General features: G+C 66.3%; 23 protein-coding genes and 1 pseudogene. 23 read left to right on the top strand and 1 reads right to left on the bottom strand.

Translation table 11 applies throughout. The features are described from left to right. Nucleotides 1–68 precede the first annotated feature (68 nt). The 16 genes and pseudogenes from AC1Q6J_RS22640 to AC1Q6J_RS22565 all read left to right on the top strand — a co-directional run. Nucleotides 69–359 (top strand): annotated as a pseudogene (locus AC1Q6J_RS22640) (DUF736 domain-containing protein); the annotation flags it as partial. 182 nt (nucleotides 360–541) lie between these two features. Then, a complete protein-coding gene (locus tag AC1Q6J_RS22635) occupies nucleotides 542–796 on the top strand; it encodes a helix-turn-helix domain-containing protein (RefSeq protein WP_126279557.1) in 255 nt (84 codons plus the stop codon). A gap of 116 nt (nucleotides 797–912) precedes the next feature. After that, complete coding sequence (locus tag AC1Q6J_RS22630) at nucleotides 913–1,167, top strand: DNA -binding domain-containing protein (protein WP_492281393.1); 255 nt, start codon at nucleotides 913–915, stop codon at nucleotides 1,165–1,167. A gap of 112 nt (nucleotides 1,168–1,279) precedes the next feature. Then, nucleotides 1,280–1,588, top strand: a complete 309-nt coding sequence (locus AC1Q6J_RS22625) for a transcriptional regulator domain-containing protein (protein WP_492281392.1) — start codon at nucleotides 1,280–1,282, stop codon at nucleotides 1,586–1,588. Continuing rightward, nucleotides 1,488–2,054: a DUF2285 domain-containing protein gene (locus AC1Q6J_RS22620; RefSeq protein WP_492281391.1), complete on the top strand. Its 567-nt coding sequence runs from the start codon at nucleotides 1,488–1,490 to the stop codon at nucleotides 2,052–2,054. Before AC1Q6J_RS22625 ends, AC1Q6J_RS22620 begins: the two co-directional genes overlap by 101 nt. A 140-nt stretch (nucleotides 2,055–2,194) precedes the next feature. Next, entirely contained in the window at nucleotides 2,195–2,476 is a 282-nt protein-coding gene (locus AC1Q6J_RS22615) for a helix-turn-helix transcriptional regulator (RefSeq protein WP_126279553.1), read from the top strand. Between the two features lie 12 nt (nucleotides 2,477–2,488). After that, nucleotides 2,489–3,649, top strand: a complete 1,161-nt coding sequence (locus AC1Q6J_RS22610; RefSeq protein ID WP_492281390.1) for a replication initiator protein A — start codon at nucleotides 2,489–2,491, stop codon at nucleotides 3,647–3,649. Next, complete coding sequence (gene parA / locus AC1Q6J_RS22605; protein ID WP_492281389.1) at nucleotides 3,646–4,284, top strand: ParA family partition ATPase; 639 nt, start codon at nucleotides 3,646–3,648, stop codon at nucleotides 4,282–4,284. Before AC1Q6J_RS22610 ends, parA begins: the two co-directional genes overlap by 4 nt. Then, nucleotides 4,281–4,535 (top strand): hypothetical protein, encoded by a 255-nt coding sequence (locus AC1Q6J_RS22600; RefSeq protein ID WP_492281388.1) that lies wholly within the window; start codon nucleotides 4,281–4,283, stop codon nucleotides 4,533–4,535. The genes parA and AC1Q6J_RS22600 overlap by 4 nt, the downstream gene beginning before the upstream one ends. After that, entirely contained in the window at nucleotides 4,532–5,053 is a 522-nt protein-coding gene (locus AC1Q6J_RS22595) for a DUF2840 domain-containing protein (protein ID WP_492281387.1), read from the top strand. Before AC1Q6J_RS22600 ends, AC1Q6J_RS22595 begins: the two co-directional genes overlap by 4 nt. Next, a complete protein-coding gene (locus AC1Q6J_RS22590; protein ID WP_492281386.1) occupies nucleotides 5,050–5,595 on the top strand; it encodes a S26 family signal peptidase in 546 nt (181 codons plus the stop codon). The genes AC1Q6J_RS22595 and AC1Q6J_RS22590 overlap by 4 nt, the downstream gene beginning before the upstream one ends. A gap of 68 nt (nucleotides 5,596–5,663) precedes the next feature. Further along, entirely contained in the window at nucleotides 5,664–6,011 is a 348-nt protein-coding gene (locus AC1Q6J_RS22585) for a DUF736 domain-containing protein (protein WP_492281395.1), read from the top strand. A gap of 3 nt (nucleotides 6,012–6,014) precedes the next feature. After that, nucleotides 6,015–6,788, top strand: a complete 774-nt coding sequence (locus AC1Q6J_RS22580; RefSeq protein ID WP_492281385.1) for a lytic transglycosylase domain-containing protein — start codon at nucleotides 6,015–6,017, stop codon at nucleotides 6,786–6,788. A 244-nt stretch (nucleotides 6,789–7,032) separates the two neighbouring features. Next, on the top strand, nucleotides 7,033–8,772 hold the full coding sequence (locus AC1Q6J_RS22575) for a relaxase/mobilization nuclease domain-containing protein (RefSeq protein WP_492281384.1): 1,740 nt from the start codon (nucleotides 7,033–7,035) through the stop codon (nucleotides 8,770–8,772). A 24-nt stretch (nucleotides 8,773–8,796) separates the two neighbouring features. Then, complete coding sequence (locus AC1Q6J_RS22570; RefSeq protein ID WP_492281383.1) at nucleotides 8,797–10,785, top strand: conjugal transfer protein TraG; 1,989 nt, start codon at nucleotides 8,797–8,799, stop codon at nucleotides 10,783–10,785. Nucleotides 10,786–10,792: 7 nt separating this feature from the next. Beyond that, entirely contained in the window at nucleotides 10,793–11,230 is a 438-nt protein-coding gene (locus AC1Q6J_RS22565) for a ribbon-helix-helix protein, CopG family (protein WP_126279545.1), read from the top strand. A 5-nt stretch (nucleotides 11,231–11,235) separates the two neighbouring features. Here AC1Q6J_RS22565 and AC1Q6J_RS22560 read toward each other — a convergent pair whose 3' ends face one another. After that, nucleotides 11,236–11,835, bottom strand: a complete 600-nt coding sequence (locus AC1Q6J_RS22560) for a hypothetical protein (RefSeq protein ID WP_492281382.1) — start codon at nucleotides 11,833–11,835, stop codon at nucleotides 11,236–11,238. 182 nt (nucleotides 11,836–12,017) lie between these two features. On the opposite strand from AC1Q6J_RS22560, the gene trbB reads away from it, so the two are divergent. The 7 genes from trbB to trbL form a co-directional block, all read left to right on the top strand. Further along, a complete protein-coding gene (gene trbB / locus AC1Q6J_RS22555) occupies nucleotides 12,018–13,004 on the top strand; it encodes a P-type conjugative transfer ATPase TrbB (protein ID WP_492281381.1) in 987 nt (328 codons plus the stop codon). 32 nt (nucleotides 13,005–13,036) lie between these two features. After that, a complete protein-coding gene (locus AC1Q6J_RS22550; protein WP_492281394.1) occupies nucleotides 13,037–13,333 on the top strand; it encodes a TrbC/VirB2 family type IV secretion system protein in 297 nt (98 codons plus the stop codon). Next, complete coding sequence (locus AC1Q6J_RS22545; protein ID WP_126279542.1) at nucleotides 13,333–13,614, top strand: VirB3 family type IV secretion system protein; 282 nt, start codon at nucleotides 13,333–13,335, stop codon at nucleotides 13,612–13,614. Before AC1Q6J_RS22550 ends, AC1Q6J_RS22545 begins: the two co-directional genes overlap by 1 nt. A gap of 13 nt (nucleotides 13,615–13,627) precedes the next feature. Next, the gene (gene trbE / locus AC1Q6J_RS22540; RefSeq protein ID WP_492281380.1) at nucleotides 13,628–16,066 is read left to right on the top strand and encodes a conjugal transfer protein TrbE; all 2,439 of its coding nucleotides are present in this window, start codon (nucleotides 13,628–13,630) and stop codon (nucleotides 16,064–16,066) included. Further along, complete coding sequence (gene trbJ / locus AC1Q6J_RS22535) at nucleotides 16,063–16,821, top strand: P-type conjugative transfer protein TrbJ (protein ID WP_492281379.1); 759 nt, start codon at nucleotides 16,063–16,065, stop codon at nucleotides 16,819–16,821. Before trbE ends, trbJ begins: the two co-directional genes overlap by 4 nt. A gap of 16 nt (nucleotides 16,822–16,837) precedes the next feature. Continuing rightward, complete coding sequence (gene trbK-alt / locus AC1Q6J_RS22530) at nucleotides 16,838–17,227, top strand: putative entry exclusion protein TrbK-alt (protein ID WP_492281378.1); 390 nt, start codon at nucleotides 16,838–16,840, stop codon at nucleotides 17,225–17,227. Between the two features lies 1 nt (nucleotide 17,228). Next, nucleotides 17,229–18,123, top strand: an 895-nt coding sequence (trbL, locus tag AC1Q6J_RS22525) for a P-type conjugative transfer protein TrbL (RefSeq protein WP_492281377.1), incomplete at its 3' end; no start/stop codon positions are given.

Here is an 18,123-nt window from a genome sequence, read left to right as displayed (position 1 = left end):
GTCCTTCAGAAAATGTCGCTATCGGATCAACCGCTTCATTTCAGAAAGACGGTTGCCAACTGACCTAAAACGGCTTCACCGGCGAAATCGTCACCCTCAGCGTCCAGGCCAAGGGCGTGCGCATCGTCCCCGACCAGCGCGCCACCGGCGAAAACGCCCCCAGCCACCGCGTCCTGGTCGGTCGCGCCGAGATCGGCGCCGCCTGGTCCAAGCGCTCCAACGAGGGCCGCGACTATCTGGGCCTCAAGCTCGACGATCCGAGCTTCAACGCTCCGATCTACGCCAACCTCTTCGATGACGAGGAAGGCGACACCTTCTCGCTTATCTGGTCCCGCCCGAACGGCCGGCGCGGCGACTGAGCCCCAAGCAAGGCCCCGTCCGGATCGGTCGGGGCCTTTCTCGCGCGAAGCCGAATCGGTTCCGACTCTGAGAGATAGGCGTCACGGGAATACCGTCGAATCTCCTCGCCAAAAGTCTAAAGAACGACTATTATAGTCGTAGTTCTGGCAAGTGCGTTCGCGTCGGTGGGAGGTGATCATGCATGATCACCGCCCGCCAATCACGGGCCGCGCGCGCGTTGCTGGGATGGACACAGGAGACGCTCGCTGACAAGGCCCGGACATCGCTGACCGCGCTCAAGCGCCTCGAATCCGAGAACGGGTTGGAGGTGTACGAATCGACGCGTGATCAGGTGCGCAGGGCGTTCGAGGCGGCCGGTATCGTCCTGCTTTCCACCGAAAAGGGCGAAGGAGTGCTGCTGCTCCATGAACGAGAAGATCAGCGACCAAAGCGTTAGCGGGTTTCTGGTCGCGCCACAGAGGCCGTCTGTCGCCCGCGGTCGCAGCAAAGCCCGGCAAGAGGGTTAACGAATGCCGACCGGGCGATTATAGTCGCCGCCCCATGGGACCAGCGATGCCGACCTTTCTGGACGAGCCACCGATCAGTCAAACCCTCACGACCTATGATCGCGAGCATATGGCTCTCTATCTTCGCCTGCTCGATTCGGCGCGCGATGGCGCCGACTGGCAGGAGGCCGTCCAGATTCTCTTCGGTCTCGACCCAACGCGCGAGCCGCGGCGTTGCCGGCAAATCCACGACACGCATCTCGCACGCGCGCAGTGGATGACCGAACACGGCTACCGCGAGCTCGTCCGCACGGCGCAGTGATCGCGGCGATGCCGTTTCGGCACCGCCCTTTGCCGGCCGCTTGGCTTCCATAGAACAACCCAGCCGGGAATCCTGACTCCCCCGCAAGTTCAAGGGCTAAGGGAGGATAGGGATGACACCTGATGCGTCCGGCTGGCGTTTGCCCAAGGGCTACGACCATGTCGATGACATGACCGCATCCGATCTCGCGTGGGAATGGCTCCGTCGCAACGAGTCCTACGACAAGGACTTCCGAGCATTGACCGAAACCAGGGTTGATCCGCGTCCGCTGATCGACAAGATCGGCCAGCGGTGGGGGTTGCGATTTCCCGGTGGACCCATTGGACGCCCCACCCCAAGCGCATGTGGTCTGGCTCACGCAGGAAGATACAAGCGCCATCGTCCTTGGAGAGGCGCCAGCCGTTTTTTCCGCAAGCGTTGAAGACTATCCAACAATCGAAGCGGCCTTCTCGACCGACGCCGACGGTCATGCCTTTCTCCTCTATGACCTCGGCAACGGACAACGCGTCCAGGTCGTTCACCCCGGTGTCGCTCCCGCTGGCGCCGCGCTCGCCGCGTTCGTGCCACTCGGCATCGAGGGGTTCGATCGGCTTGAATCGGTCCGTCGCCTTCTCTCGGCCCTTCACGCACGGGCTATGCCACCGGACACGCGACTGACGCTGCAGCAGCGCGCGCGATTGCGTCGGATGCTGCAAAGCTTCGACGGCTATCGCGATGGCGCCACCCAGCAGGAGATCGCGCAAGTGGTGCTTCGTGCCGGCGCATTCGATCGTGACGACTGGCAGGCATCCTCGGCCCGCCATGCGATCAAATCCCTGCTCAGGGATGCCCGCGCCATGATCGCAGGCGGCTATCGCATGCTGCTTCGTCATCGCAGGCCAAACTAGCCGACCAACGCTCCAGGCACGGTGGGCGAATTCGATACCCCCCAACTTCGCCCTGCATCTCGCCGGTTCTGCTTCGCCATCGTGGCCTTCGTCATCCGCTGATCCGCAGCGGCCCGAACGAACCCACGGAGGCCCGATCCATGCGACCCGAACTCGCCGTTTTGCCGCCGCGCTACCTGCGCACCAAGGAAGCCGCCGAGTTCCTCAGCTTGTCGGCGCGAACGCTCGAGAAGCATCGGACCTACGGCACCGGCCCGGCCTATCGGAAGCTCGGCGGTCGCGTCGTCTACGCCGTCGACGATCTTCAGGCCTGGGCCGAACGCGGTGCCGTCACCTCGACCTCGGATCCGCGCGGCAGCGTGCTTCCGGCCAAGCGCAAGACGTCTGCGCCGCCGGCCCACGCCGGCCGCTACGCACGCTGACCGAATTCCCGAATGGCGGCGCGACCACGGCCACCCTCGGAGCGCGGACAGCTCGACCTGTTCCGGGCGCTCCCGGGCGACTTCGCGCCACGAGACGCGCAGGACCTCATGGCCTATCCGTTTTTCTCCCTCTCCAAATCCCATCGCGTCGCCCCGATCGATTTCGCGGCCGGCAATGTTTCGATCCGCGTCGAGGCCGTGCCCGATCACGGCATGGCGACCATCTGGGACGCCGACATCCTCATCTGGGCCGCGAGCCAGATCGTAGAGGCCCGTGACGCCGGCCTGCGCACCTCGCGGCTAATGGCGGCCACACCCTACGAAATCCTCATGTTCGTCGGGCGCGGCACGTCGTTGCGCGACTATCAGCGCCTGAAGGCGGCGCTCGACCGGCTGCAATCGACCACCGTCTCCACCTCGATCCGTCAGCCTGCCGAAGGCCGGCGCCATCGCTTCTCCTGGATCAACGAGTGGCAGGAGCGGACGGATCGTAACGGCAAGCCGGCCGGGATCGAACTGATCGTGCCGGACTGGTTCTATCGCGCCGTCCTCGACGACGCGCTCGTGCTGACGATCGACCGCGCCTATTTCGATCTCACGGGCGGGCTCGACCGCTGGCTCTACCGTCTCGTGCGCAAGCATGGCGGCCGCCAGCGTGACGGATGGCGGTTCGACTTCCGCCATCTTCATCAGAAGTCCGGCAGCCTGTCGCCGTTCAAGCGCTTCGCATTCGAGCTGCGCGACATCATCCGCCGACAGCCGCTTCCCGGCTACGTGCTCTCTATCGAGACCGAGATCGGCGGCCGTGTCCTGCTCGCCTTCGAGCCTTCCCCGACCTGTGGACAGACTGTGGATAGCCTCGTGCTATCGGGAACCCGGACTATCGTGCCATCGGGAACCCGAGGCTCGTGCTATCAGGAACCCAAACAGGGCCTAACCAACGGAATCCAAACGCGGAATCCGGCCCTTAACTTAGAGTCTAACCAAGAATCTAACTTTGAAGAGCGCGCGCGCGATGTGCAAAAGCTCATCCGCACCACCGCACGCAGCCTCGGCACGGCCGCCAGGAAGAGCGTGGGACCCGCCGCCGCACCTACCACGACGCCGGAGCGCCGCGCCCGAGAATCCGCACCCGAGCTTCCGCTTCCGCCGCGGTCGAGAGGTGCGCGATGATCATTGCGCTCCTCAATCAGAAGGGTGGCGTCGGCAAGACGACGCTGGCGCTGCATCTTGCAGGCGAATGGGCCGGCAGGGGTAAGCGGATCACGCTGCTCGACGCGGACCCGCAGGGCTCGGCTCTCGACTGGTCGCAGCAGCGCAGCCGCGGCGGTCTTCCGCGCCTGTTTGGCGTCGTCGGCCTGGCGCGCGATACGCTGCACCGCGAGGCGCCCGAGCTGGCGCGCGACGTCGATCATGTCGTGATCGACGGGCCGCCGCGCGTCGCCGGGCTGATGCGCTCGGCACTGCTCGCAGCCGACCTCGTGCTGATCCCCGTGCAGCCGTCGCCGCTCGACGGATGGGCGTCGGCCGAGATGCTGGCGCTGCTCTCAGAGGCACGCATCTACCGGCCGGAGCTTCGCGCGCGGTTCGTGCTCAATCGCTGCGGTGCGCGCACCGTCATCGCCCGCGAGACGGCCGAGACGCTTGCCGATCACGATCCGCCGGTGCTGCGCACCACCGTCGGCCAGCGCGTGATCTATGCCGACGCGGCGCAGTCCGGCCGGCTCGCGTTCGAGATCGACGATGACGGTCTCGCCGCGCGCGAGATCGCGGCGCTCGTCAGCGAGATCGAGAGGATCGCGTCATGAGCGAGCGATCAACCCGGCGCGGCTTCGCGGCGCGCCCGACCAATCCGGATGCCTGGATCAGAGCCGCCGACGCCGAGCCAGCGCGGATGGCTGACACGTCCGCCTTCACCGCGCGGCTCACGATCGACATCACGCCGGACCTGCGCGGACGCATCAAGATCATCGCGTTCCAGCGCGGCGTCACCGTCGCCGACATGCTGCGCGAGCTGCTCGCGCGCGAGTTCCCGTCAACCCCAGGAGACACACCATGACCGGCATCGCGGCCTCCCGCATGCGCGGCGGCCCGACGCCGGCCGCGCTCCCGCACGACAACCTCACCCACGTCGAGCTGACCTGGGTCGAGAAGAAGATCGAGAACTGGATTCGCTTCGGCACGCACGCGCACGAACAGATCCTCGACCGGCACCGGCGCGTCCTGTCATTCCGCCCCGGCACGGTCTTCGCCTTCGTGCGCTGGGCCTCGAACGACTTCGGCACGATCATCTCGCGCATCGACATCGTGCGTGCCGTGTCGCGCGGCGAGGCCTACCAGACGCTGCCTTTCGTGCGGCCCGGCGGCGACATCCTGCTGAAGATCGAGAGCTGGCCCAAGGTCGAGCGCGTGTTGCAAGCGATCGACGCCATCGAGCATCTCGGCATCGATCCGGAAGCGGTCTCGCCTGACCACTGGCGTCACGTCCACAACCGATTGACCGCAGGCCATGAGCCGCGCGGCTACACGCTCGACCATCATCGCGCCTTCCTTCTGCGCCGGAGGGCGAAGCCGTGAGCCGCGCCGGACTTCTCCTCGCGACGACGCTCGCCGCGATGGGCGCCGGCTATCCGGCGCTCACGCCGATGCCGACCAAGCTCATCTGGAATGCGTCGGCCAGCGCGCCGATCGGCTTCTATTCCATCGACTTCGACGGCCCGTTCGAAGTCACCGATCTGGTCGCGATCGATGCGCCCGAGCCGCTCGCGACCTTCTTCTCGGAGCGCGGCTATCTGCCCAAGGGCGTGCCGCTGCTGAAGCGCATCCTTGGCGTTTCCGGACAGACCGTTTGCCGCTCGAACCTCACCATCACCGTCGATGGCGTCGAGGTGGGCGCGGCGCTGGAACGTGACCGCGCCGGGCGCGAGCTGCCGGTCTGGCAGGGCTGTCGCCGCATCCACACCGGCGAAGTCTTCCTCATGAATTGGCAGGTCCGTGACAGCCTCGACGGCCGCTACTTCGGCCTGACCTCCACCGACCAGATCATCGGCCGCGCGGTCCCGCTGTGGACCGATGAGGACGGAAACGGTCGCTTCGAATGGGGCGCGCCGACGCGCTGACCGCTTCGCCATCGGCGGGAGCGGTGCTCGCCGATGGCTTTCCCAACGCCACCGCCAAGGAAACCACCATGCCACAGATCGGCACATTCACTCACGACGAAAGCGGCTTCATCGGACATCTGACGACGCTACGGCTCAGCCAGGACGTCATCATCATCGAGGCCGAACCGTCCGACGCCGAGAACGCTCCCCAGTACCGCGTCCACGTCTTCGACGGCATGAACAACGAAACCGCCGCTGAGATTGGCGCCGGATGGAAACGCACCGGCGAGAAGGCGGGTGACTATATCGCGCTGCTCATCGACGATCCGACATTCCCGCATCCGATCCGCGCCAATCTCTTCCGCGACGATGACGCCGGCAGCGCCTGGTCGCTGCACTGGTCGCGTCCCCGCGATCGCGGCGAGAAGGACTGATCCATGTCTGCTCGCCGTCAATCGACGAGCCATCTGAGTGCGCATGGGCGGTCTCATTCCGCCCGGCGCATGGCTCTCCTTCTCCTTTCCGGCCTTTCCCTCGCGAGCGTCATGCCGGCGGTCACGATGGCGCAGGACACGCCCGTCGCGCGACCGTCGCCGCGCGATCGCTATGCCGATCACATCGCCGAGGCATCGCGGCGCTTCGGCGTTCCGATCGCGTGGATCAGGGCGGTGATGCGCGCCGAAAGCGCCGGAGAGCCGCGCGCGCTGTCCTCAGCCGGTGCGATGGGCCTGATGCAGATCATGCCCGCGACCTGGGCCGATTTGCGCGCGCGGCACGGCCTCGGCCGCGATCCCTACGACCCGCGCGACAACATCCTGGCGGGCACGGCCTATCTTCGCGAGCTGCACAATCGCTACGGCTCGCCGGGATTTCTGGCGGCCTATAACGCCGGACCCGGACGCTATGAGGAGTCGCTTTCCGGCCGCCCGCTGCCGGCGGAGACGCGCGCCTATGTCGCCCTGCTCGCGCCCTTCATTGACGGTTCCGCCAGCACGAGTCCCGCCGCTGTCGCCGCGATCGACCGATCGGCCTGGACGCGCGCGCCACTGTTCGTCGCGCAGCCCGGCCGCACCTCGACCGCCGCTTCCGTGCCGGCCGAACGACCTGCGGATGACGCCCCGGCCGCGACCGCCGTGCGCGATGTTTCTGCCATCGTACCGCAGTCGAACGGATTGTTCGTGGCGCGGACTGCCGCCGGAGAGCCGCGATGACGGGGCACGGCAGCATTCGCAGCGGATCGCACAGCAGCGTATCGGAGGGGACGCAGAGGTGGGAGGCAGGCAACACGACCGGAGGATGGCGAGATAAAAAGCCGCGAGGTGCGGCGTCGGTCGGTTGTGGTTTTTCAAGGGGTTATGAGGCAATTTCGCGAGGTGCGGGAATTCCTCGCACCTCGCGGCAAACCCGTTTTTCCAAGAGTTTCCAGCGCTTGGCGCGATGTGCGGAGCATCGGCCATGACCGGCGACAACGAATTCCGCATCCGGCCAGGCCGCATCCGCTCGACGCGCGCGCAGGCCGCGCGTCCCTTCATCGCACAGGCGCTGGCGGCCGCGCAGAAGGCCGGCGCCCGTGTTTCGCGCTCCGGCCGGATCAGTCCTGGCAATCGCTCGACCTTCGGGCGCGGCCGGACGGCGAGCGTTCGCGCCAATCGCCTCCTCACCGGCCGCTCGCGCATCGTCGTCATCAAGACGCGGGTCGTGCGCCACACCGCGCGCGCCGCGCCCCTCGCCGACCATCTCACCTATCTGCGGCGCGAGGGCGTGACCCGTGACGGGGAGAAGGCGCGGCTGTTCGGACCGGACACCGATGAGGTGGACGGCCGCGCCTTTGCCGAGCGGTGCCAGGACGACCGGCATCACTTCCGCTTCATCGTCTCGCCGGAGGACGCGGTCGATATGGCGGACCTCAAGACCTTCACCCGCGATCTCATGGGGCAGATGGAGAAGGATCTCGGCACGAAGCTCGACTGGGCCGGCGTCGATCACTGGAACACCGACAATCCGCACGTCCACATCCTCGTGCGCGGGAGGGCCGACGACGGCCGGGATCTCGTCATCGCGCGCGACTACATCAAGGAAGGAATGCGCGCCCGCGCGGCCGATCTCGTTACGCAGGAGCTTGGCCCGCGCACCGATCTCGACATCCATCGCAATCTGGAACGTCAGGTCGAAGCGGAACGCTGGACGCAGCTCGACCGGCAGCTTGTTCGCGACGGCCAAGAAACTGGCGTCATTGACGTCGCGCCCGACCGACAAGCGCAGCCCGACGAATATCACGCGCTGAAGGTCGGGCGGCTGCGCAAACTCGAAACCCTCGGCCTCGCCGAACAGGTCAGTCCCGGCCAGTGGATGATCGACGAGAAAGCCGAGGCGACGCTGCGCGAACTCGGCGAGCGCGGCGACATCATCAAGCGGATGCACCGGGCGTTGACCGAGCGCGGCATCGAGCGCGGCTCGGCGAACTATGTACTCGCGGCCGAGAGTCTCGACTCGCCAATCATCGGCCGGCTGGTCGATCGCGGGCTCGACGATGAACTGAAGGGCACCGCCTACGCCGTGGTCGACGGCGTCGATGGCCGCACGCATCACATCAAGCTGCCCGACCTCGACGCGGCCGGTGACAGCGCGGCGGGCTCGATCGTCGAGCTGCGCAAGTTCGACGACGCGGAGGGGCAGCGGCGTGTCGCGATCGCCGTCCGCTCCGACCTCGACATCGATCGGCAGATCACGGCGACGGGCGCGACCTGGCTCGACCGGCAGAATATCGCCCGCGAACCGGCCGCGCTGTCCGAGGGCGGCTTCGGCGCCGCGGTTCGGAAGGCGATGGATCGCCGCGCCGATCACCTGGTCGGACAGGGCTTGGGTGAGCGGCACGGGCAGCGCGTCACCTTCAATCGTGGGCTGATCGACACGCTGCGTCGCCGCGAGCTGGAGGCGGTTGGCGAGAAGCTCGCCGCTGAGACCGGCCAGCCGTTCAAACGCGCGGGAAGCGGCGAATATGTCTCCGGCACTTACCGCCAGCGTCTCACACTCGCCTCCGGCCGCTTCGCCATGCTGGACGATGGCCTCGGCTTTCAGCTCGTGCCCTGGTCGCCCTCCCTCGAAAAGCAGCTCGGCAAACACGTCTCCGGCGTCGCCCGCGACGACGGCGGCGTCGACTGGAGCTTTGGCCGCAAGCGCGGCCTCGGCCTTTAACCTCTCTCGGAAAGGACCGCCGTCATGTCGGCAACAAAAATCCTCTGGGGCCAGATCCTCACCGTCTTCCTGATCGTGCTCGCGACCACCTGGGGCGCTACCGAATATGTCGCGTGGAAGCTTGGGTTTCAGGCGCAGCTCGGGCCGGCCTGGTTCATGGTCACGGGATGGCCGTTTTACTATCCGCCCGCCTTCTACTGGTGGTGGTATTTCTACGACGCCTATGCGCCATCGATCTTCGTCGAGGGTGCCTTCATCGCCGCGTCCGGCGGCTTCATCTCGATCGCCGTCGCCATCGGCATGTCGGTCTGGCGGGCGCGCGAAGCCAAGAAGGTCGAGACCTATGGCTCGGCGCGCTGGGCCGAGAAGAAGGAGGTGGATGCCGCCGGCCTTCTCGGTCCCGATGGCGTCGTGCTGGGGCGCTACGATCACGCCTATCTGCGTCATGACGGGCCGGAGCATGTGCTGTGCTTCGCGCCGACCCGTTCCGGCAAAGGCGTCGGCCTGGTCGTGCCATCGCTATTGACCTGGCCGGGCTCGGCCATCGTCCACGACATCAAGGGCGAGAACTGGCAGCTCACCGCCGGCTTCCGCGCCAAGCACGGCCGCGTGCTGCTGTTCGATCCGACCAACACGAAGTCGTCGGCCTATAATCCGCTGCTCGAGGTGCGCCGCGGCGAATGGGAGGTCCGCGACGTCCAGAACATCGCCGACATCCTGGTCGATCCCGAGGGCAGCTTGGAGAAGCGGAACCATTGGGAGAAGACCAGCCACGCGCTGCTGGTCGGTGCGATCCTCCACGTCCTCTATGCCGAGGACGACAAGACGCTGGCCGGCGTCGCCGCGTTCCTCTCCGACCCGAAGCGCCCCATCGAGTCGACGCTGGCCGCGATGATGAAGACGGCGCACCTCGGTGACGCCGGGCCGCACCCGGTCATCGCCAGCGCCGCGCGCGAGCTGCTGAACAAATCCGACAATGAACGCTCAGGCGTCCTCTCCACCGCTATGTCATTCCTCGGGCTTTATCGCGACCCCGTCGTCGCCGAGGTGACGCGGCGGTGCGACTGGCGGATCACCGACATCGCTGGCGACAAACGCCCGACGACGCTCTACCTCGTCGTGCCGCCCTCCGACATCAATCGCACCAAGCCGCTGATCCGTCTGATCCTCAATCAGGTCGGCCGGCGCCTCACTGAGGATCTGCAGGCCAAATCCGGACGGCATCGCCTGCTGCTCATGCTGGACGAATTCCCCGCGCTCGGGCGGCTCGACTTCTTCGAGTCGGCGCTGGCCTTTATGGCGGGCTACGGACTGAAGAGCTTCCTGATCGCGCAGTCACTCAACCAGATCGAAAAGGCCTACGGCGCGAACAACTCGATCCTCGACAACTGCCATGTGCGTGTCAGCTTCGCCACGAACGACGAGCGTACCGCCAAGCGCGTGTCGGATGCGCTCGGCACCGCCACCGAGATGAAAGCCATGAAGAACTATGCCGGCCACCGGCTGTCGCCCTGGCTCGGCCATCTGATGGTGTCGCGCTCCGAAACCGCCCGGCCGCTGCTTACGCCCGGCGAGATCATGCAGCTTCCGCCCGCGGAGGAGATCGTCATGGTGGCCGGCACGCCGCCCATCCGCGCGAAGAAGGCGCGCTACTATGAGGACGCTCGCTTCAAGGAACGCCTCCTGCCGCCGCCGGCGCTTACCGTGCCAAAACAGGGGCGGCCCGACGACTGGACGAGCCTGCCACGTCCCGCCCGCCCCGAACTGCTCGAATCCGGGCCTGCATCCGATGCTGCCGACGACGATCCGACCGAGTCGGAACGCCGGCACCAGCCCGAGCTCAACCGCGTGAAGCCGGTCGAGAAGAAGCCGCCTGTCGAGAACGAGTTCGAAATCGATATTGAGCGCGACGAGGATGACGACGTTGCCGCGCGCAACAGGCGCATGACCCGGATGATGCAAGGGGTGGCGCGGCAGGTGTCGCTCGACCCGAACGACGGCATGGAACTGTGAGGCGCCAATGTCGAAATCACCCAGAAAACAGCGTCTCTCGGTCTATCTCGATCCAGGCGTGATGGGCCGACTCGCCGAGCATGCCGCACGGCGTGACCATTCGCGCTCGCTCGTTGCCGAGGCGGCTATCGAATCCTTCCTCTCGCCCGATGCGGCCGAACGGCAGGAAGCGGCAACCACCAGGCGGCTCGACCAGCTCGATCGCCACATGGTCCGGCTCGAACGCGATCTCGGCATAGCGGTCGAGTCGCTCGCCGTGTTCATCCGTTTCTGGCTGGCCACGACGCCCGCTTTGCCCGAGCCCGCCGCGCAAGCGGCACGCGCCAAGACCGGCGAGCGCTATGATGCCTTCGTCACGGCGCTGGGCAGGAGGTTGGCAAAAGGGCCAAAGCTCAGGCAGGAGATCTCGGAGGACGTCGCCCCTCAACCTTATGAAGACGATTGAGCGTATTATGGCGGATCGAGCACTGCGTTCGGAAGCGGGTCCACATGCCCCCAAAATCGAACGACCGCCCGCGCATAACGCCGCAAATCGCCTGCCCGAATCCGAAGTTCATCGCTCACAGGAACCCGGCCGGGCGCCAGGTCGAAATAGTCTCGCGTTGGGCTGTCCCATAGCTTGGGCGCGGTAGCCTTCAGGTCGTGGCATGAACGGCCGTCTCCATGGCGGACTACATTTGCAACCAAATGCAGTTCCTTGAGGTCGTCCGCCATACCGGTTTCCGCAAGATCAAGAGAGGCGATCTTCGCGCAGCGGCCGAGAAGCTGATTCCCGTCTTTTACATTCACACCGTGCTCGCCGGCCCAACGACTAAGCTGGCGCTCAAACATGCCATCTAAGGTGAGAGCGAAAGCCTTCGCGGCTTCGTTGGCGGTGTAGTTGTCGACCTGCGCGGTGCAACGATCGAGAAACTCATCCATAGTGCTCGCTTCGCCAACCACTAGCGTGCGATGCATCGGGAGTTGGTCGAGGGTCGCGAGGATCACGCGCTGAAAAAAGCGATCTGCGTTCGCCTGGAAAACTCGTGGCAGCTGGTCCTTAGCGTTCATGATTCTCGTATAGCGCCAATCTTCGCAAAACGGTGAACTCTAGGTTTACACCGCCGATCTCCTGTATTTGCACGCTACACTACGACGCCGATAAATCCTTGTTGAATCGGCCCAAAATCAGGCCCTTTTAATCATCCCCGTCCGGGGAAGGTCTGTCTCGACCCCGATGGAATCGGGGTTGTATGGCGGCGTCTCACCAAAATTCGGAAGGCTTTGCGCGCGGCGCGCGTATGCTGCGGACCGCGCTTGGCCCGGCCATCGCGCGCTATCTCGATGATGCCAGCATCGTCGAGGTCATGCTCAACCCCGATGGGCGGCTCTGGATCGACCGTCTGTCCGAAGGGCTGTCCGATACGGGCGAGCGGCTGTCGGCGGCGGACGGCGAGCGCATCGTTCGCCTGGTCGCGCACCATGTCGGCGCCGAGGTCCATGCCGGCGCTCCGCGCGTCTCGGCCGAGCTGCCCGAAACGGGAGAGCGGTTCGAGGGGCTGTTGCCGCCTGTCGTTGCTGCGCCCGCCTTCGCGATCCGCAAACCCGCCGTCGCGGTGTTCACGCTCGACGACTATGTCGCGGCCGGCATCATGTCGGAGAAGCAGGCGGTCGCGCTCCGCCAGGGCGTCGCCGGCCGCGCCAACATCCTCGTTGCCGGCGGGACATCGACCGGCAAGACCACTCTCACAAACGCGCTGCTCGCCGAGGTCGCGAAGACTTCTGATCGTGTCGTCATCATCGAAGACACGCGCGAGCTGCAATGCGCCGCGCCGAACCTCGTCGCCATGCGCACGAAGGACGGCGTCGCCTCGCTCTCCGATCTCGTGCGCTCGTCGTTGCGCCTGCGCCCCGACCGCATCCCTGTCGGCGAGGTGCGTGGCGCGGAGGCGCTCGACCTGCTCAAGGCCTGGGGCACCGGCCACCCCGGCGGCGTCGGCACGATCCACGCGGGCAGCGCTATCGGCGCGCTACGCCGCCTCGAACAGCTCATCCAGGAAGCCGTCGTGACCGTCCCGCGCGCGCTGATCGCCGAAACCATCGATCTCGTCGCCGTCCTCTCGGGCCGCGGTTCGGCGCGCCGGCTCGCCGAACTCGCCCGCGTCGAAGGGCTCGGCCCCGACGGCGACTACCGCGTCACCCCCATCACCTCAAAGCCCAATGAAGGAGAATCCGCATGATCTCGCATGCCAGCAATCTGCCTCGCCGCCTGATGATGACGGCAACGACCATCGTCATCAGCGTGGCGATGGCGCCCGCCGCCCATGCTTCCGGCTCGTCCATGCCGTGGGAGCAGCCGCTCCAGCAGATCCTGCAATCGATCGAAGGCCCGGTGGCGAAGATCATCGCGGTGATCATCATCATCGTCACCGGCCTTACGCTGGCGTTCGGCGACACGTCGGGCGGTTTCCGCCGGTTGATCCAGATCGTATTCGGCCTCTCGATCGCGTTCGCGGCCAGCTCGTTCTTCCTCAGCTTCTTCAGCTTCGGCGGCGGAGCGCTCGTCTGATGGCGGGTGTCGTGGATCAGGCTGGCGACGTGCCGGGCTTCACGGTTGCGGTCCATCGGGCGCTGACCGAGCCGATTCTGCTCGGCGGCGCCCCGCGCGCCATCGCCATCATGAACGGCACATTAGCCGGGGCGGTCGGCCTCGGCCTGCGCCTCTGGCTCGTCGGCATCGCGATCTGGGCGATTGGGCACGTCGCGGCTGTGTGGGCGGCGAAGCGCGATCCGCTCTTCGTCGACGTGGTGCGCCGCCATCTGCGCATTCCCGCGCACCTTTCGGTCTGATGGGGGCGTCGCCGTGATGAACCTCGCCGAATATCGCAACCGCAACAGCCGGCTCGCCGACTTCCTGCCCTGGGTCGCGCTGGTCGGCGCCGGCCTCGTCCTCAACAAGGACGGCAGCTTCCAGCGCACCGCGCAATTCCGCGGTCCCGATCTCGACTCGGCGGTCCCGGCCGAGCTGGTCGCGGTCGCGGGCCGCCTCAACAATGCCTTCCGCCGTCTCGGCTCCGGCTGGGCGATCTTCGTCGAGGCGCAGCGCCATCCCTCGAACCGCTATCCCGACAGCAGGTTTCCCGACGCGGCCTCGGCCCTGGTCGATGCCGAGCGCAAGGCAGGTTTCGAGGAAGCGGGCAGCCATTTCGAGTCCAGCTACTTCCTGACCTTCGCCTGGTTGCCTCCGGCCGAGGACGCAGCGCGCGCCGAAACCTGGCTCTACGAGGGACGCGAGAAGTCGGGCATCGACCCGCGTGAGGCGCTGACCGGCTTTGCCGATCGTACCGACCGCATCCTGCGCCTGGTCGAAGCCTTCATGCCGGAATGTCGCTGGCTCGACGATGCCGAAACTCTGACCTATCTGCACGGCTGCGTCTCGACTAAGCGCCATCGCGTCCGTGTTCCCGAGACGCCGATCTATCTCGATGCGCTGCTCGCCGATCAGCCGCTCGCCGGCGGCCTGGAGCCACGGCTGGGCGATCAGCACGTCCGCATCCTGACGATCACCGGATTCCCGACCGCCACGACGCCCGGCCTGCTCGACGAGTTGAACCGGCTCGCCTTTCCCTATCGCTGGTCGACCCGCGCCATCCTGCTCGACAAGACCGACGCTACCAAGCTGCTGACCAAGATCCGCCGCCAGTGGTTCGCCAAGCGCAAGTCGATCGCCGCGATCCTCAAGGAGGTGATGACCAACGAGGCCTCCGTCCTCGTGGATACCGACGCCGCCAACAAGGCCGCCGACGCTGACATGGCGCTGCAGGAACTCGGCGCCGACTATGCCGGCATGGCTTATGTCACCGCGACGGTGACGGTCTGGGACGCCGATCCACGCGCCGCCGACGAGAAGCTCCGGCTGGTCGAGAAGGTCATCCAGGGCCGCGACTTCACCGCCATGGTGGAGACGGTCAACGCGGTCGATGCGTGGCTTGGCTCGCTGCCGGGCCATGTCTACGCCAATGTTCGGCAGCCGCCGATCTCCACGCTCAATCTCGCCCATATGATCCCGCTTTCGGCGGTATGGGCGGGACCGGAACGGGACGAGCATTTTGCAGCGCCCCCACTGCTCTTCGGCAAGACCGAAGGCTCGACCCCGTTCCGGCTTTCCATTCATGTCGGCGACGTCGGCCATACGCTGATCGTCGGCCCGACCGGGGCGGGCAAATCCGTTCTGCTGGCGTTGATGGCGTTGCAGTTCCGCCGCTATGCGCGCTCGCAGGTCGTCGCCTTCGACTTCGGCGGCTCGATCCGGGCGGCCGCACTCGCCATGGGCGGCGACTGGCACGATCTCGGCGGCGATCTCAGTGATGGCGCATCCGACAGCGTCAGCCTTCAGCCGCTCGCGCGCATCCATGATGTGCCCGAGCGCGCCTGGGCGGCCGACTGGCTCGTCGCGATCCTCGTCCGCGAAGGCGTGACGATCACGCCGGATGTGAAGGAACATCTCTGGACGGCGCTGACCTCGCTCGCCAGCGCGCCTGTCGAGGAGCGGACGCTTACAGGCCTCGCCGTGCTGCTCCAGTCGAACGACCTGAAGCAGGCGCTGCGTCCTTATTGCGTGGGCGGTCCCTATGGTCGGTTGCTCGACGCCGAGCATGAGTATCTCGGCTCGGCTTCCGTCCAGGCGTTCGAGACCGAGGGTCTGATCGGGACCGGCGCGGCGCCTGCCGTGCTCGCCTATCTCTTCCACCGCATCGATGACCGGCTCGACGGTTCGCCGACGCTGATCATCATCGACGAGGGCTGGCTCGCGCTCGACGACGAGGGCTTCGCCGGCCAGCTCCGCGAGTGGCTGAAGACACTGCGCAAGAAGAACGCCAGCGTCATCTTCGCCACGCAGTCGCTGTCCGACATCGACGGCTCGGCGATCGCGCCGGCCATCATTGAGAGCTGCCAGACCCGGCTCCTGCTGCCGAACGAGCGTGCGATCGAGCCGCAGATCACCGCGATCTATCGGCGCTTCGGCCTCAACGATCGCCAGATCGAGATCATCGCGCGGGCAATGCCCAAGCGCGACTATTACTGCCAGTCCCGGCGCGGCAATCGCCTGTTCGAACTCGGCCTCTCCGACGTCGCGCTCGCACTCTGCGCCGCATCCGCCAAGACAGATCAGGCCGCTATCGCGCGCCTCGTCGCCGAGCATGGCAGCGACGGATTCCTCACGGCCTGGCTGCACCACCGCGATGTCGGCTGGGCCGCCGAACTCGTTCCCACTCTCATCACCAAGGAGACTAACTCATGAAACTGCGCCATTCCCGCGCAGCGCGTTTTGCTGCCGCGCTGCTGACCGCCCCCGTCGCGCTCGCGCCCATGCTGGCGACGCCCGCGCACGCCATCATCGTCTACGACCCGACGAACTACGCGCAGAACGTCCTTCAGGCCGCCCGCGCGCTGGAGCAGATCACCAATCAGATCACATCGCTCCAGAACGAAGCGCAGATGCTGATCAACCAGGCGCGCAACCTGACGAGCCTGCCGTTCTCCGCGCTCCAGCAGTTGCAGCAGTCGGTCCAGAAAACGCAACAGCTCCTCAGCCAGGCGCAGAACATCGCCTACGACGTCCAGAAGATCGACCAGATGTTCCAGCAGAAATACGGGAACGTCTCGATGTCTGCGTCCGACCGGCAGCTCGTCTCCGACGCCCGCTCGCGCTGGCAGAACACGGTCGGCGGCTTGCAGGACGCCATGCGCGTGCAGGCCGGCGTCGTCGGCAACATCGACACCAACCGCGCGCAGATGTCGGCGCTGGTCGGCCAGAGCCAGGGCGCGACCGGCGCGCTGCAGGCAACGCAGGCCGGCAACCAGCTTCTCGCGCTTCAGGCCCAGCAGCTCGCCGATCTCACTGCCGTCGTCGCGGCCAACGGACGCGCGCAGATGCTGACCGAAGCCGAACGCGCGGCAGCGGCCGAACAGGGCCGTGAACAGCGTCGCCGCTTCCTCACGCCGGGCTCGGGCTACCAGCCCGGCAACGCCCAGATGTTCAACAACCAGAACTGAGCGGGGGGCGATCGCCATGGACGGCAAAATGTTCGCCCGGCTCGGCGCCGTCGTCTTCGTCGGCGTCGCCATCACCGCCACCGTTATCGAGCTGACCCGGAAAGAGGAGGAGCCGGAGGTTCGCACGTTGAGCCTCCGGCCGGATGGCGATGCCGATGCCCTGCAGCGTCAGCTTCGCGGCTGCCGGGATATGGGCGAGGCCGCGACCCGTGACACGGCCTGCCTCAAGCTCTGGGCCGAGAACCGTGACCGCTTCCTGCGCCAAAGCCCGGAAGCGCCGCAAACCGCCGCGCCGCAGGCCCCGACCCCGACCGCGACGATCGAGCCGGCGCCCGCACCGGACTCAACGGCCAAGGAAACCGCTCCGGTCATGCAGCCGGAGCCCGCGCGTCCGGGATCGCACTGACATGGGCGGCACCGGCGTCATCGACAACTTCCTGGGCGTCTTCACCCGCTACATCGATTCAGGCTTCGGCCTGCTCGGCGGGGAAGTCGCCTTCATCGCCACCACGCTCATCGTCATCGATGTGACGCTGGCTGCCCTGTTCTGGAGCTGGGGCGCGGACGACGACATCATCGCGCGCCTCGTCAAGAAGACGCTGTTCGTCGGCGTCTTCGCCTATCTGATTTCCAACTGGAACAATCTCGCCCGCATCGTCTTCGAGAGCTTCGCCGGTCTCGGCCTGAAAGCCTCCGGCACGGGCTTTTCCGTCACCGACCTTCTGCGTCCCGGCAAGGTCGCGCAGACCGGCCTCGATGCGGGACGGCCGCTGCTCGAATCCATCTCCAACCTGATGGGTTGGGTCGCCTTCTTCGAGAACTTCATTCAGATCGCCTGCCTCTTGTTCGCTTGGGCGCTGATCCTGCTCGCCTTCTTCATCCTGGCGGTCCAGCTCTTCGTCACACTCATCGAGTTCAAGCTGACGACGCTGGCCGGCTTCGTGCTGATCCCGTTCGGCCTGTTCGGCAAATCCGCCTTCATGGCCGAGCGCGTGCTGGGCAACGTCATCTCATCCGGCATCAAGGTGCTGGTGCTCGCCGTCATCATCGGCATCGGCTCCACCTTGTTCTCGCAGTTCACCCAAGGCTTCGGCGGCCAGACGCCGACCATCGACGACGCCATGGCGATCGTGCTCGCCGCGCTCTCGCTGCTCGGCCTCGGCATCTTCGGTCCCGGTATCGCCAACGGCCTTGTCTCCGGTGGACCTCAGCTCGGCGCTGGCGCAGCAGTCGGTGCGGGTGTTGCAGCAGGCGGCATGGTCGCGGCAGGCGCTGCGACCGTCGGCGCCGTCGCCTCTGGCG

The sequence above is a fragment of the Afipia sp. MLSD5-FHT05B12 genome (genome assembly GCF_058793355.1).
The sequence above is the reverse complement of the archived record's forward strand: the minus strand, read 5'-3'. Positions and strand labels throughout refer to the sequence as shown.